This window comes from Enterococcus sp. DIV0840 (assembly GCF_050527835.1).
Taxonomy (GTDB): Bacteria; Bacillota; Bacilli; order Lactobacillales; family Enterococcaceae; genus Enterococcus_L; species Enterococcus_L ureasiticus.
The window spans coordinates 1,403,672-1,418,142 of record NZ_CP172876.1; the positions used below are offsets into that span (position 1 = coordinate 1,403,672).

Annotated in this window: 16 protein-coding genes and 1 other annotated feature; all 16 genes read left to right on the forward strand. The window is 36.4% G+C overall.

Annotated elements, in window-relative coordinates:
• Nucleotides 1-89 precede the first annotated feature (89 nt).
• The 16 genes from IGL98_RS06655 (at nucleotide 90) to sufC (ending at nucleotide 14,467) form a co-directional block, all read left to right on the forward strand.
• Nucleotides 90-599 carry a phage major tail protein, TP901-1 family gene (locus IGL98_RS06655; RefSeq protein ID WP_430605062.1) on the forward strand — a complete coding sequence of 170 codons (510 nt, stop codon included), beginning with the start codon at nucleotides 90-92 and terminating at the stop codon, nucleotides 597-599.
• Between the two features lie 91 nt (nucleotides 600-690).
• Nucleotides 691-1,098, forward strand: a complete 408-nt coding sequence (locus IGL98_RS06660) for a tail assembly chaperone (RefSeq protein ID WP_242590223.1) — start codon at nucleotides 691-693, stop codon at nucleotides 1,096-1,098.
• A 53-nt stretch (nucleotides 1,099-1,151) separates the two neighbouring features.
• Complete coding sequence (locus IGL98_RS06665; RefSeq protein WP_206845739.1) at nucleotides 1,152-1,457, forward strand: hypothetical protein; 306 nt, start codon at nucleotides 1,152-1,154, stop codon at nucleotides 1,455-1,457.
• Nucleotides 1,457-4,384, forward strand: a complete 2,928-nt coding sequence (locus IGL98_RS06670; protein WP_206912175.1) for a hypothetical protein — start codon at nucleotides 1,457-1,459, stop codon at nucleotides 4,382-4,384. Before IGL98_RS06665 ends, IGL98_RS06670 begins: the two co-directional genes overlap by 1 nt.
• On the forward strand, nucleotides 4,384-5,103 hold the full coding sequence (locus IGL98_RS06675; protein ID WP_206912174.1) for a hypothetical protein: 720 nt from the start codon (nucleotides 4,384-4,386) through the stop codon (nucleotides 5,101-5,103). The genes IGL98_RS06670 and IGL98_RS06675 overlap by 1 nt, the downstream gene beginning before the upstream one ends.
• Nucleotides 5,103-6,515 (forward strand): phage tail protein, encoded by a 1,413-nt coding sequence (locus IGL98_RS06680; RefSeq protein WP_206912173.1) that lies wholly within the window; start codon nucleotides 5,103-5,105, stop codon nucleotides 6,513-6,515. The genes IGL98_RS06675 and IGL98_RS06680 overlap by 1 nt, the downstream gene beginning before the upstream one ends.
• 11 nt (nucleotides 6,516-6,526) lie before the next feature.
• On the forward strand, nucleotides 6,527-7,258 hold the full coding sequence (locus IGL98_RS06685) for a hypothetical protein (protein ID WP_206845726.1): 732 nt from the start codon (nucleotides 6,527-6,529) through the stop codon (nucleotides 7,256-7,258).
• A 15-nt stretch (nucleotides 7,259-7,273) separates the two neighbouring features.
• Entirely contained in the window at nucleotides 7,274-7,744 is a 471-nt protein-coding gene (locus IGL98_RS06690; RefSeq protein ID WP_206845723.1) for a hypothetical protein, read from the forward strand.
• Between the two features lie 163 nt (nucleotides 7,745-7,907).
• A complete protein-coding gene (locus tag IGL98_RS06695; protein WP_206845720.1) occupies nucleotides 7,908-9,092 on the forward strand; it encodes an FtsW/RodA/SpoVE family cell cycle protein in 1,185 nt (394 codons plus the stop codon).
• An 18-nt stretch (nucleotides 9,093-9,110) separates the two neighbouring features.
• Entirely contained in the window at nucleotides 9,111-9,467 is a 357-nt protein-coding gene (locus IGL98_RS06700) for an arsenate reductase family protein (protein ID WP_069645553.1), read from the forward strand.
• Entirely contained in the window at nucleotides 9,467-9,802 is a 336-nt protein-coding gene (locus tag IGL98_RS06705) for a glycine cleavage system protein H (RefSeq protein ID WP_206845719.1), read from the forward strand. The genes IGL98_RS06700 and IGL98_RS06705 overlap by 1 nt, the downstream gene beginning before the upstream one ends.
• A 47-nt stretch (nucleotides 9,803-9,849) precedes the next feature.
• Nucleotides 9,850-10,094: a binding site (T-box leader), on the forward strand.
• A gap of 166 nt (nucleotides 10,095-10,260) precedes the next feature.
• Nucleotides 10,261-11,298, forward strand: a complete 1,038-nt coding sequence (locus tag IGL98_RS06710) for a methionine ABC transporter ATP-binding protein (protein ID WP_069645116.1) — start codon at nucleotides 10,261-10,263, stop codon at nucleotides 11,296-11,298.
• Between the two features lie 49 nt (nucleotides 11,299-11,347).
• Entirely contained in the window at nucleotides 11,348-11,977 is a 630-nt protein-coding gene (locus IGL98_RS06715) for a methionine ABC transporter permease (protein ID WP_069645552.1), read from the forward strand.
• A gap of 35 nt (nucleotides 11,978-12,012) precedes the next feature.
• Nucleotides 12,013-12,864 (forward strand): MetQ/NlpA family ABC transporter substrate-binding protein, encoded by an 852-nt coding sequence (locus IGL98_RS06720; protein WP_206845715.1) that lies wholly within the window; start codon nucleotides 12,013-12,015, stop codon nucleotides 12,862-12,864.
• Nucleotides 12,865-13,038: 174 nt separating this feature from the next.
• Nucleotides 13,039-13,521: a hypothetical protein gene (locus IGL98_RS06725; RefSeq protein ID WP_206845713.1), complete on the forward strand. Its 483-nt coding sequence runs from the start codon at nucleotides 13,039-13,041 to the stop codon at nucleotides 13,519-13,521.
• Between the two features lie 175 nt (nucleotides 13,522-13,696).
• Nucleotides 13,697-14,467: a Fe-S cluster assembly ATPase SufC gene (sufC, locus tag IGL98_RS06730; protein ID WP_010763366.1), complete on the forward strand. Its 771-nt coding sequence runs from the start codon at nucleotides 13,697-13,699 to the stop codon at nucleotides 14,465-14,467.
• Nucleotides 14,468-14,471 lie beyond the last annotated feature (4 nt).

Here is a 14,471-nt window from a genome sequence, read left to right on the forward strand (position 1 = left end):
ATGATACACCAAAAATAGTTAATCAAGAGGAGAGAATCAATTATGGAAAAAGCAATTCATGGTAAAAATGTCAAATTAATGTTTCGTTTATTAACGAACGTGCTCACAAAAAAGCTGGGTTACTAGCTTTAGAAATGAGTCATACGTATAATCGCGAAACAAACGTAGAAACACAAGCGACTAAAGATGGAAGTGTAGCTACTGGCGGCAGTATCGAATCAAATATCGAAATGGAATTTCTAAAAACAAACACAGATGTTTTCAGCATGTTGGAATATGCTTATGAAAACGGTGAAGAGATCGAAGTGTGGCGAATCTTTTTTGATAACCCAGTAGAAGGCGAAAAGCGTAAGTATAAAGCACAATATGGTACTGGTATTTTAGGAAACTTTCCTGATGCAGCAGAAGCAGAAAGCAATGCATCTGTTTCAACTATGTTAAATCTAAATGGTTTACTAGTAAACGGTGAAGCAACTGTAGACGCTGAAAATGATGAAGTGGCTAAAGCATTCTTCTATGACACAGTAGTAGATGCCAAACCAGAAGAACCCAAAGCTATTTACGAACCACAAACAACACCATCAGCACCAGCTGAATAATACAGTTACCTAATCAAACATATCAATGTAGAGGCGAGACGTGTTCAGTTTTGTCTCTCATTGTTTAAAAAACTTATTGGAGGAATAACACATGGCTAAAAAAACAATGAAAGCAGTAATAACGATCGCAGATAAAAAATATCCTTTGGTTTTTGGATTCAAGTTCTTAAATGAAATTAATGCCTTGCCAAAAGATTCAGAGCAAGTAGACAATTTAACTCTATTGATCGGTGGACTGATCGATGGTGATCCTAACGCGCTAAAAGAAGTTTTGATTGCAAGTTTAAGCACCTATGATGAGCTAGAAGAACGTGACATCATTCATTACTTAGAAACGTCAGATGAGGTTGAATCATTATTTGAAAATTTTATCGAGTTCTTAACGTCAGCACCATTATTGAAAAAACGGACACTGAAGATCAAAGCCACGATCGAGCAAATGATGAAAACAGTCGAAGCACAAGCAAAAGCCGGTTTGGAGCAAGCTATGACGAAATAGTTCTTAGCTGTTTTCGGTATTTTTCAGGGATCACATTAAAAGAAATCGAGCAAATGACTCCTTGGGAATACTCACTTAGAACAAAAGCTTATTTGTTGAACGAAAACGAAAACGAACGAAGAGTGTATGCGGCAGCTTTTGCGAATCGCTTATTTAAAGCGGAAAAGAAAGGTCGTTTCACGATAAAAGATGTAAAAAGTATTTATGACTACGAAAAAAATGAACAAAGGATTCTAGCGGATTTTAAACAAAAAAGTATTCAAAAACAGGAGGATACGGAGGATTTGTATGAAATGCGCAAACGTCTTTTACGAGCAAAAGAAATCGTGGCTAAAAAGAACCAGGAAGGAGGTAAATAATGGAAGAAGCAGATATTAAAAAAACGAAACTTCAAGTGGATGATGCAGATTTTACTCAAAAACTTATTAATGCACAGGGTCTTTTAGAGTCATTCGGAAGTACAGTACAGAGTGTAGGTCAATTCAGCGCCCAGTTAGGACATGATTTAGGGTTGATTACCAGTTCCATGGACTTGTTGGTGGCCTCAAGTGGATTAGCTGTGACTGCATTTGAAGATTTTAAAGAGTCTAGTGAAGCATTTATGAGTATTAAAAAAAGTGTAGAAGATTTAAATGAAAGTATTAGTCAGAATCTTGATAGTAAACTTACAACCGCAAAGGAAGTTGCGTCTGATTTTTTTTCAACGTTCGGTTCGACAGCTTCAACAGCTATGGCTAATTTTAAATCAGCTATCGAAACATCAGGTGGGATTATTCCAGTTTTTAAAAATCACGTTAGTAATATGGCAACTGGCGCGATGGAATCAATGAAAAATTTAGGTCAGTCTGCTTCAATTGGAATGAACGGGTTCAAACTGTCGATTGCAAACGCAGGCGGAATTGTTCCTTTTTTTCAAACTCAAGTTGCTAGTATGGCATCAGGAGCAATAGGATCAATTCAAACTATCGGAGCGTTTTTACTAGCAAATCCTATTGGAATTGGTCTTGCGTTGATTATCGCGGCAGTTGTAGCAATGTCTGTTGCCTGGAAATCAAATTTTAATAACATCCAAGGGTTTGTGTCTTCTGCATTTGGCGTTATTAAGGGATCAATTACAAGTTTAGCACCAGTTTTTAATCAGCTGATGTCAGTTTTAAAACCAGTTGGAGCCTTTTTAATTGAAACTTTAGTAGTTGCTGCAGCAGCGGTAGTCGATGCTTTCAGATTTTTAGTAGTATCTGTTATGTCGGTTGTGAATGGATTTATGACGCTATTAACGCTAGGAAAAAGCGTTTGGAAACTTTTAACTGGGGATTTCAAAGGTGCTGATGAGGAATTTAATAAAGTCAAAGACAGTATCAGTGGAATCGTAGAAGATTTTAAAAATTTAGGAGAGAATTCAGCTGTTAAAGGGGTATTGACAGAATCAACGAAAGAACTTGGAAAAGAGGCTGCAATCACAGGTGAACAGGTCAAAGAAATGGGCGAATCTTACAAGACTAGCTTAGATGAAGCTGGAAACAGGATCGACAGTCTAAAATCCAAATATTCCGAAGTTGGACAAGCAGCAATTACCGAATTTTCTGGTGAAGGAATGGAACAATCAACAGCGCGTTTTGAAGCTGCAGAGCAAATTATGAGCAGACATGCGGAGAGCATGAAATCAATGAAGGAAAAAGTTGGCGAAGAACTTGCGAAGGCAGATGAGTTAACGGGTGAAAAACAAATTGCAGCACAAAGCAACGCTTATTCCATGATGATCACTCAAGCCAGTGTTGGCTCTAATGAAATGTTGACTATTGCAAATGCAAATAAAGAAATGTTGCTCAATAACAAGACCTTAGAAGGTGAAGAATTAACTGAAGAACAACGCAAAACACTACAAGAGCAAAACAATGCTGTTCGTGAAGGTTTAATGGAGCAAAAACAATTACTTATAGAAGCCAGTCAAAAGAAATTAGAATTAGGGCAACAATTAAGTGAAACAGAATTGCAAGCAACAGTAAGTGCGACACAAGCTCTTTATCAAAATAGAAAAGAGCAGATGGTCACAAATGAAGAAGAAATGGCATCACTGAAACAACAAATCAACGAAACTTCTGATGAAGTACAAAAAGCTAATTTAAATCAGCAGCTCACTGCATTATCTTTACACAATGAACAAGCCAAAGAACAACAAACTCAGGCCGGTGCTGATATGTTAACGATGTTACAGCAAAATGAACAATTAAAAGCTGAAACGGTGTCCAATGGTTTAAAAGGTATGGGCGAAATGACGGGTCAAGAGTTAGCAAATATTGTAAGTAAATATGGTGAATCAAACAATAGTGTCAATGATCAAATGACTGTTCTTGCTGGAATTTTACAAAGTCGTGGTCTTGAAGCTACTGACAGTCTTTTAACGGCATTACAAAGTGGTGATTTAACACAAGTTGGAATGCAATTAAGTCAAAATGCAATTGCTGGAATCAGCGGTTTGCCAGATGAATTATTCTCACAGGGGGATATTGGGAAGGACAAGTTGATTGAAGGCTTAAAAGCCGGAGAGCTTGATGCTAACGATGTTGGTGCCTTATTAATTAGTTCAATGAATACAGGTTCAGCTTCTAAAATTGGAGAAGTCCAAACTGGAATCAAACTCATTTCATCAGCGGCAACTGATACTTTGAAACAAAAAGATGCTCAATTTAATGCAGTAGGTGGAGGAAATACAGGAGCTTACGCAGTTGGGGTTGTAAAACAGGTAGGCCAGGCTGAAAATGCTGGGCGTACACTTGGAAATGCCGCTAGTAACGCTGCTGGATCAGTCGATTTCAATTCCGTAGGTTCGAACATGGCAGCCGGTGTTGCTACAGGAATAAATAACGGAAGAGAATCAGCTGTAGAGGCTATGCGGCAACTTGTGAGTGCAGTAAATGAGGAAGCCAAGAAAAAAGCAGAAATTAAGTCACCTTCAAGGCTTTTTAGAGATACTGTTGGTAAATTTATCGCACAAGGTGTGGCTGTGGGAATCGAAGAAGATACAGAAGTTGCAGTAGCAAGTGCCAGAAATATGGTCAATGAGATCCAAAATGCAGTATCAGATAAAAATGCCAATGCGCCTACAGCAACTTTAAAAGTAGAACATGACGTCCAAAATAGCATGGTGAATCAAATGCATGAAATGATCGAAACATTCAAAAATATGAAAGTGGTTCTAGAAAGCGGAGCTTTGGTTGGCGGAATTGGCAATCAAATGGATGGTTTTTTAGGAAATCAAGCAGGATTTGCAGGGAGGTATCGCTAATGGGGATTGAAATAAATGAATATATCGAAATGGGACGTTTCAACAGTAAAGAAGCTGGCTATTATGTTTTAGAACACGATGCGCCCAGTCCAGATGAACAAGAAATTATTGAAAGTATTCCCTTCATGCAAGGTGTCTATGATTTTTCAATGTTGTTAGGAGAAAAAGTTTTTGATAATCGAAAACTCACTGTGAAATTGTATCGACCACTAACTATCTATGAAGAACGTAAACGCTTAGAACAAGAAGCGAAGGAACAATTGATATTAAATGAAGTCTCAGCGATTACTGATTCATGGTTAGATGGTTGTCACTGGTTAGGAAAATGTACAAGTGTGATTGCAGAGGATGACCAAAGTCGAAATGCACTGATTCTAACGCTAACGTTTGATTGCTACCCATTTGCCTTAAAAGATGCAGCGGGCTATACTGACGAATTTGATGTAGATTATTTTGTTGATGGTGTGGATCAATGGACAGGATTCTTTGTGCAAGGGCAAAGAAACATTTTGTTGATCAATGAAGGCGTAAATGCAACGAGTCCAATCATTACTGCTACAGGAAAAATGCAATTGATCACGGATGACGGTGAATCTTTGGATATCCAAAAAGGACAAAATCAAGATTTATTCTTCAAATTAAAAAGAGGGGAAAATCACCTAACTATTATCGGAAGTGGTCACATCCGTTTTATCACTGAAACAGAGGTGATGGTGTAATGTACCGCGTAACACTCTTTAAAGATGCTCATGATAAAAAGGGAACTGTGATACATGAGCCAGCTAATTACGGAAACAAAGTAAACTCTGGAAACCTTGAATTATCCTTAGAAGGTTTAGGTATTAGTACATTTGAATTTTCGATAAATGTCAATAACCCCATATATAGAAAAACCGAACCAATCATTAATTTACTGACTATCTCTGATCGTAATGGACAACTATTCAAAGGCAGAGTTGCGAGTATTTCCAATACGATGAATGGCGAAGGGCATTTTATCGAAAAAATACTATGTGAAGATCAAAAAGCGTTTCTGTATGATAGTACGCAAAAATATATGAAAAGTACGATAATGACGGTTAGCCAATTTTTAGGCAAATTATTGAATGAGCACAATAATCAAGTGGAAAATTACAAAAAAATCTATTTAGGAACAGTCACAGTGACAGAGTCTGAAAAAGTTTATCGAGATTCAGATTATGGAAAAACTGCTGATATTATAAAAAATCAATTACTGGATCGTTTAGGAGGCTATTTAGTTCTTAGAGAAAAAAATGATCAGCTGTATTTAGATTATTTGGCAGAGTATGGGGCAACTTCTAACACTCCTTTACAAATCGCTCGTAACTTAAAAAGTGCTAGCCGCGAAATCGATATTTCTGAATTAGCTACGAGAATCGTACCTACAGGGAAAGATCTAGAAATGGACGATACAACAGATGCACAGACGAATCAATTTCGTCCTAAAACTACGATTGAGAGCGTCAATGATAGCAAAAACTTTTTAGAAGATGCATCACTTGTTAAAAAATTTGGTGTGATTCAATCAATCGTCGATTTTCCTAATATAACCGATAAAAATACTTTAAAACGCAGAGGACAGGAGTATCTCAATAATCAACGTTTGATGCTTGTTACTTGGAGTGCAGAAGTAATTGAACTAGGTTTACTGGACAATCGCTACGAAATCATTAAGTTGGGGAATTCATATCCAGTCTCCAATCCCTATTTGTACGAAAAAGAAACATTGCAAGTTATCGAGAAAAAAATCGATATTTTGAATCCGCAAAAAATCAGATTAACGATTGGTAGTGGAAAAAAGACGTTTTCACAATATCAACTAGAGTATAAAGGTATGCAGCAAACATTAGAAACGGTTAAAACAAATGTTGGAGCCAGTAGTCGAACAATCGACGGATTGAAAGCACAAGCGCAACAGTTAGAGGAACAAACAGCTGTAATACCACAATTCGAACAATCACTTAACGAACAAAAACAAGGATTAGAAGAACAAACCAATATACTTGTCGAACAAAAAGAACTGATTCAAACGCAAGAAATAAAATTAACAGAGCAACAAACTAAAATTGAAGAACTTTTTACACTAATCAAAGAATTACAGAAAAAGTAGGTGAATAAAAAATGCCAGAACAAAAATTTTATGATACACAACCCACAGGTGAAAATCACGAGGTAGATTACAAAGATCCTACAGATGTTGAAGAGATCGAAGAGGCAATCAAATTTGGTGTGATCGATCCATTAACTCAAAAATATGCTTTGTGGGTCAGAACAAAAATGTGGCGTCGTCATGTAAGAGAAGCAATTGCTAGAATGTCAGAATATTCGAGTGTTTTATTCAACAAAATCAAAGAAATTGCCGATAAGACAGAAAAAAGACAAACACAAGTCGAACAGCGACAAACAAAAATAGAAGATCAATTTAGAGATGTTCAGCAAAATGCAACAGTTGACAGTGAATTGATTAATGCAAGAAATAGCGAGTTGTTCGGTAAATTTCCAGTGTTAGATGACCGATTGGAGAATATTGAACAATTACTTGTTAAATTTTTACCGATTGGTTTTGATGTGACGATTGATCATACTTTGGGCGTACAGCCTGAAATAAACGTTCGAACATGGACACATGGGATTGGTGTCATGAACTTAGGGACTGAGCCAATAGGATTATTTGGCGGTTCAGCAAGTCAATCAATTCCTAGTCAAGTAACGCATATTGGTGCTAATGAGAGTGTTGTTTCATTACCAGTTGAGTATAAAAATGAAGCCGAACTAGTGATGCTGGATGAGTTGCATTATATGATGATAGATGAAGAAAATATACGTTCAATTATTTTTGAATTACGTAAATAAGAAGGAGGAAAAATGATGGTATTAGAAAAAATTTATAGAGGAATGGAAAATGGAGCGGAAACGATTCAAGGGAATTTTTCGATAATCGAGAATAAGGTAGAAGCAAATACCTTTGACTTTGATAAAAATACAAAACTTTCTACAAAGAGTATTTTGATTACCGATAATCCATATTTAACTGAAGGGAGATTTACATTTAAACGCATAGGGCGAATGGTTACACTTTCTATAATTATTAATTTAAAAGCTAAGGCGGAATGGCAATCACTTTTGTCTAAAGATGATATTCCAATTGGTTTTCTACCAGTTTCTTTTGCTGATATAGCTGGACCATTATCGTCTGTTTCAAATGTAGGATCATTTGCTAATCTCTATATGAATGCTACTGGACTTAGAATAATTACAAATGGAGTACACCATTCAGGTCAATTTCAGGGATCATATACTTATATGACTGCTCAGGAATTTCCAGCAACAGAATCTTAAAACAATAAGAATAAGCTATCTATATAATAATTTGAGCATAAGTCTGTTTTTAACAAATCTTCCATTCCCTAAAGTTTTTCCAAAATAATCAAGTCTATACTTTCTTTTCTCCCTATAGAAAGTTATAATAAAAGGCGTATGATTTAAGGAAAAGGGATGAAGAATGAATAAAAATAAACTAATGCGTAACTTAGATAATAGAATTGATTATGGTGTGATTTTACCTGTGTTCCTTCTTTCAATCATCGGGATACTGTCACTTTATGTAGCTTTAAGCAATGATCCAAACCGCCCAGAAATCGGCAATATGTTGATGAAACAAGGATTGTGGTATTTAGTCGGTGGTCTCAGTATTGTAATCGTCATGAATTTCAGCTCAAAGCTCCTTTGGCGGCTAACTCCTGTATTTTATGCGATTGGTTTGATCATGATGGGATTGCTTTTAAAATTTTATGATCCTTTTCTAGAATCACAAACAGGTTCTAAAAACTGGATCAGTATAGGCGGTACGACTTTTCAGCCTTCAGAATTAATGAAAGTAGCCTTTATCTTGATGCTCGCCTATGTTGTGACTATGCACAATGTGAAAAATGTCAATCGAACGCTTAAATCTGATTTTTGGTTGATTGGGAAAATGCTATTGGTCACTATGCCGGTCATTATTTTGATTTTACTACAAGATGACTTTGGGACGATGCTAGTTTTCTTAGCGATTTTCGGTGGAGTATTCCTGATGTCAGGGATTTCTTGGAAAATTATTTTACCTGCATTTTTAGCTGCTATTATATTAGGAGCTGGAACGATCTATCTAGTGACGACCACGACTGGACGTGAATTCCTTTATTCGGTGGGTTTTAAACCCTACCAGTTTGATCGGATCGACCTATGGATGAATCCTTTCCATCATGATCCAGACCGTTCATTTCAACCAGCGTTAGCGATAACTGCAATTGGTTCAGGTGGCTTACTTGGAAAAGGATTTAATATCAGTGATGTATATGTGCCAGTTAGAGAGTCAGATATGATTTTCACTGTTGTGGGTGAGAACTTTGGTTTCATTGGCGGATGCTTTATTATCCTGCTATACTTTATCCTGATTTACCGCATGATTCGTGTTTGTTTTGAGACAAATAATGAATTTTATGCCTACATTGCAACAGGAATCATCATGATGATTTTATTCCACGTGTTTGAAAATATTGGGGCCAACATCGGACTTCTACCATTAACAGGGATTCCACTACCATTTATCAGTCAAGGTGGTTCCTCGATTTTAGGCAACATGCTAGGTGTAGGATTGATCATGTCAATGAAATATCAAAAAGAAGCAACGATCGAAGAATATTAAATGAAAGAAGGCGTTAAAATGTACACATTTTTCTGGTATCCAAAATGTTCAACTTGTAAGAAAGCAAAGGCTTGGTTAGATGCTAAACAGGTAAAATACGAAACGATCGATATGATCGAAAATCCTCCAACTGCAAAACAATTAGCAAGCTGGATGGAGCAAAGTGATTTACCCGTTCGCCGTTTCTTTAATACAAGCGGTATTCGTTATAGAGAACAAGGATTGAAAGATAAAGTCAACGACTTTTCAATCAAAGAAGCAAGTGAATTATTAGCGACTGATGGTATGTTGATCAAACGTCCGATTTTTGTTAAAGGAGATCAATTTTTAGCAAACGGATTTAAAGAATCTGATTATGAAGGAGCTATTAAATAATGGCTGAAGAATTGAAAATAATCGATAGTTTATGGGTTTTAAAAACAAGCGATGGTTATAAAATAGGTTTAAGAAATGAAGCACAAGAAGATCTGGGAACTATCACTTTTGCAACAATGCCTAAAGTCGGTCAATCATTGCAAAAAGGGGATTCACTGATCGAATTGGAAGCTGAAAAAGCTGTAAGTGAATTTAGTACACCAATCAGCGGAACAATTGTGGCAATCAATGAAGCCGTTGAACAAGATACTAGTGTATTAGATGATGCAGATCAAACAAATGCCTGGATCGCCATTTTAAAAGATGTTGATGAGGCAGAATTGAACCAAGCGTAAAAATAATTGACAAGCCATTTGGATATTGCTATAATTCATCAATAAAAGTAAAAGCTTTGAAAAGAAGAGTACATGTCGAAAGTGTTTGAAGAGAGCCCTGTTCGCTGAAAATGGGTAACATGATTGAGATGGAAGATGGTCTTTGAGCGGAATAAGTGAGCAGATGTGAACTTATTACGGGAGTGCCCGTTACAGCATGACAGTATGCGAATTCAAGTACTGTATAAGGCTATTATTGTGAAATAATGGTAAATCAAGGTGGTAACACGAAAGACAAGCTTTCGTCCTTATGTCAGATTAATGACAGAGGGCGGAAGCTTTTTTGCATGTTCTACCAAGAGGTTAAACTCTGGATTGGATATGCAAAAAGCACTAATTTACGAGATGTTACTCACAATAACACGTATCCTGTAGTATAATAAAACAGAAGCAAAACCAAAGAAAGCGGAGGGGAAAAAATGCCTCTAATCGAATTACAACACGTACAAAAACAATTTTCCGGTAAAAGCGGACAAGTAACAGCTGTTAATGATGTTTCACTAACAGTCAATCAAGGAGATATTTACGGAATCGTTGGCTATTCCGGTGCGGGTAAAAGTACATTAGTTCGTTTATTAAACGGTCTAGAATTGCCAACACAAGGTGAAGTCATCATTCAAGGACAAAATGTTGCAAAAATGGCGAATCGAGAACTACGTCAATTTCGTAAAAAAATTGGTATGATCTTTCAACATTTCAATTTATTATGGTCAAGAACAATTTTAGAGAATATCATGTTACCGTTGGAATTAGCAAATGTTCCAAAGAATGTGAGAAAAGAACGCGCACAGGAACTTTTAAATTTAGTTGGATTAGAAGGGCGTGGAGATGCTTATCCAAGCCAATTATCAGGTGGTCAAAAGCAACGAGTAGGAATCGCCAGAGCTTTGGCTAATAACCCTGAAATCTTGCTTTGTGATGAAGCAACAAGTGCGCTAGATCCGCAAACGACAGATGAAGTATTGGATCTTCTATTAGAAATCAATAAAACCTTGAATCTGACGATCGTATTGATCACACATGAGATGCATGTGATACGCAAGATTTGTAATAAAGTTGCTGTAATGGAGCTTGGTCAGATCGTCGAAGAAGGCGATGTGTTAGAAGTCTTTAGACATCCAAAACAAGCTGTTACAAAACGTTTTGTGCAACAAGAATTAGAACCAAAAGAAGATACGGAAGAATTATTACAAGAATTGATCAAAGAAAATCCAGCTGGGTTAGTAGCCACCCTTCAATTTAGTGGTGACAACGCAAATGAACCAGTTATTTCACAAGTAATTCGCACTTTTGATGTCGATATCAATGTGGTTCAAGGACAAGTCCAACAAGCCAAAGAAGGTGCGTTCGGGACCTTGACCGTTATGATCACTGGAACAGCAAGTGAAGTAGAAAAAGCACTAACATTTTTTAAAGAAAAAGAAGTTGGTTTGGAGGTGATTCACCGTGGCGAATGAGACATTTGTAGAAAAATATTTAAATTTTAGCCGGGTGAATCCAGAATCAATGCAGCAGGCGGCGATCGATACGTTGTTCATGACGGTCGTTGCGATGGTTTTTGTTATTATTATTGGATTTTTATTAGGGCTATTACTTTATAGCTTAAGCCGTAACAAATCATCTTATGCAAAAGTTTGTTATAGCATTCTATCAGTTGTCAGCAATATTTTTCGTTCCATCCCATATATCGTCCTAATCATCTTGTTGATGGATTTCTCAAGAAAATTAGTGGGAACGGGGATCGGGGCAAAAGCAGCAATTCCATCATTGATCGTATCAGCAGCACCATTTTACGCTCGCCTAGTCGAAATTGCGTTTCGTGAAGTCGATAGTGGTGTCTTGGAAGCAGCTGATGCAATGGGCGCTTCTAGAATCCAAAAAATCTTTAAAGTACTTATCCCAGAAAGTACCCCAGCGTTACTATCGGGTGTGACGCTTACGACAATCACGATGATCGGGTTTACTGCGATGGCAGGTATCATTGGCGGTGGAGGACTTGGTGGTTTAGCTTATCAAGAAGGATTTAGCCGCAACAATAACACCGTTACATTGGTTGCAACAGTTTTAATCTTGGTTATTGTGTTTATCATTCAATTTGTCGGCGATCAATTAGTAAAACGCTCTGACAAACGATAAACAATCAAAATAGAAAATAATTGGAGGAAATAAATATGAAAAAGAAATTATTCGGTTTAGCAGCATTGGCTGTTGTGACGTTTGGATTAGTCGCTTGCGGTGGAGCAAAGGATAAGACAGATGATAGTAAATCGGCAGGGGCAGATAAAAATTCTTCTGTTTTAAAGGTCGGCGCATCTGCTTCACCTCATGCAGAAATTTTAGAACAAGTAAAACCAATTCTTAAAAAAGAAGGCATCGATTTAGAAATCGTTCAATTCGATGATTACATTTTACCGAATAAAAATTTGGCTGAAGGCGATATCGATGCGAATTACTTCCAACATATCCCGTACTTTAATTTACAAGTCAAAGAAAATAACTATGATTTCGCAAATGCTGGTGGTATTCATATCGAACCAATGGGCTTATACTCAAAACGAATCAAAGATATCAAAGAGTTAAAAGATGGCGCTACGATCATTACATCAAACTCTGAATCTGACTGGGGTCGTATTATTACGATTTTACAAGATGCTGATTTAGTAACAGTAAAAGACGGTGTTGATTTAGAAACAGCGACATTTGAAGATATCGATAAAAATCCTAAAAACTTGAAATTTATCCATAACATCAATCCAGAAGTTCTAACGACAACTTACAATAACGATGAAGCAGATCTTGTAGCAATCAATGCAAACTTTGCTTATGGCGCTGGCTTAAATCCGTTAAAAGATTCAATTTTACTTGAGAAAGATAACTCACCATACGTAAATATCGTGGCTGTTCGATCAGAAGATAAAGATAGCGACAAAATCAAAAAATTGGTTGATGCATTACACAGTAAAGAAATCCAAGACTGGATTCTTGAAAAATGGGATGGATCAGTTAAACCAGTAGATAAATAAAACTGAAATCTGAAACAAGTGCTTAAATAGCTTGTTTCAGATTTTTTTGGTATAAAAATGATATTAAAAGTAAAAATATGGTTTTTTTAACTTATTTATCAATCTATTGTTTTAATATTTTTGTCTTAATGTTAATATATTGTAGTGATAAAAAATAAAAAGGAGATATGAATGATGAAAAAAAGAAAAATAAGTTTAGGTTTTGTGGTATTGGTTGCTATGTGTCTAGGATTTGTTTTAAATGGTTACGAAACTGAAGCAGCAGAGATTAATATGAACAGGGGAACAACCTTTGTCATGGACCCAAGTGGTTCTTCGAAAAAAATTTATTCAGGCGTTTATGAAACGATTAATAGTAGCAAAGGACTTTATCGTTATGATAGTTATACTGGTGAAGCTCAGTTCGCATACGCGAATGCTAGTACCAAAAACATTCAAGCGGCCTATATCGTAAACGAACGAATGTTTAATTTTGAAGGAACTTATTCACCGAAAGAATCTTATTTCAATGGTAAATCAAAAATTTGGGTTTACAATATACAAAAAGTGAATGGCTTAACTCCTGTCTATAAAACTAGTGTGAAAATCCTTGAAGGATTACCAGGCGGAACAGTTTTATCAAGTTTGTACACTGTTCATATAAAAAGACAAAAGTAATTGGTGACGAAAGTCTAGGTTTCCATTTTAGAAAGATTCTAATTAAGTCTATTTTTTCACAAAGAAAACCTAGCTTAAATAAGAATTATTCTAGCAAAGAGATTGCTTATCATTCTCAATTAGGATAAAATGAATGAGAACGATAATAATTATTTTAAGTTGGAGGGAATTGTACATGTCCGTTTTAGAAATTAAAAATTTACACGTATCAATCGAAGATAAAAAGATTTTAAAGGGTGTTAACCTGACAATGAAAACAGGTGAAATCCACGCAATCATGGGACCAAACGGAACAGGTAAATCAACGTTATCTGCTGCGATCATGGGAAATCCTAATTATGAAGTCACAGAAGGCGAAATCTTGTTTGATGGAGAAAATGTATTAGAACTTGAAGTGGACGAACGTGCTCGTTTAGGTCTATTCCTTGCCATGCAATACCCAAGTGAAATTCCAGGAATCACCAATGCTGAATTCATGCGTGCTGCAATCAATGCAAAACGCGATGAAGACGACAAAATTTCAGTAATGGAATTCATCAAAAAATTAGATAAAAAAATGGATCTACTAAATATGCCAGAAGAAATGGCTGAACGTTACTTAAACGAAGGCTTCTCTGGTGGAGAAAAGAAACGTAACGAAATCCTACAATTATTGATGTTGGAACCAACATTTGCCATTTTAGATGAAATCGATTCTGGTCTAGATATCGATGCCTTAAAAGTTGTATCAAAAGGCGTAAACGAAATGCGCGGCGAAAACTTTGGCGCGTTGATCATCACTCACTATCAACGTTTATTGAACTACATCACACCAGATGTTGTGCATATCATGATGGAAGGCCGTGTGGTTAAAACTGGCGGTGCGGAACTTGCGAAACGTTTAGAAGCAGAAGGCTATGCTGGAATCAGCCAAGAATTAGGTATCGAATACAAAGAAGAAGCATAAGGAG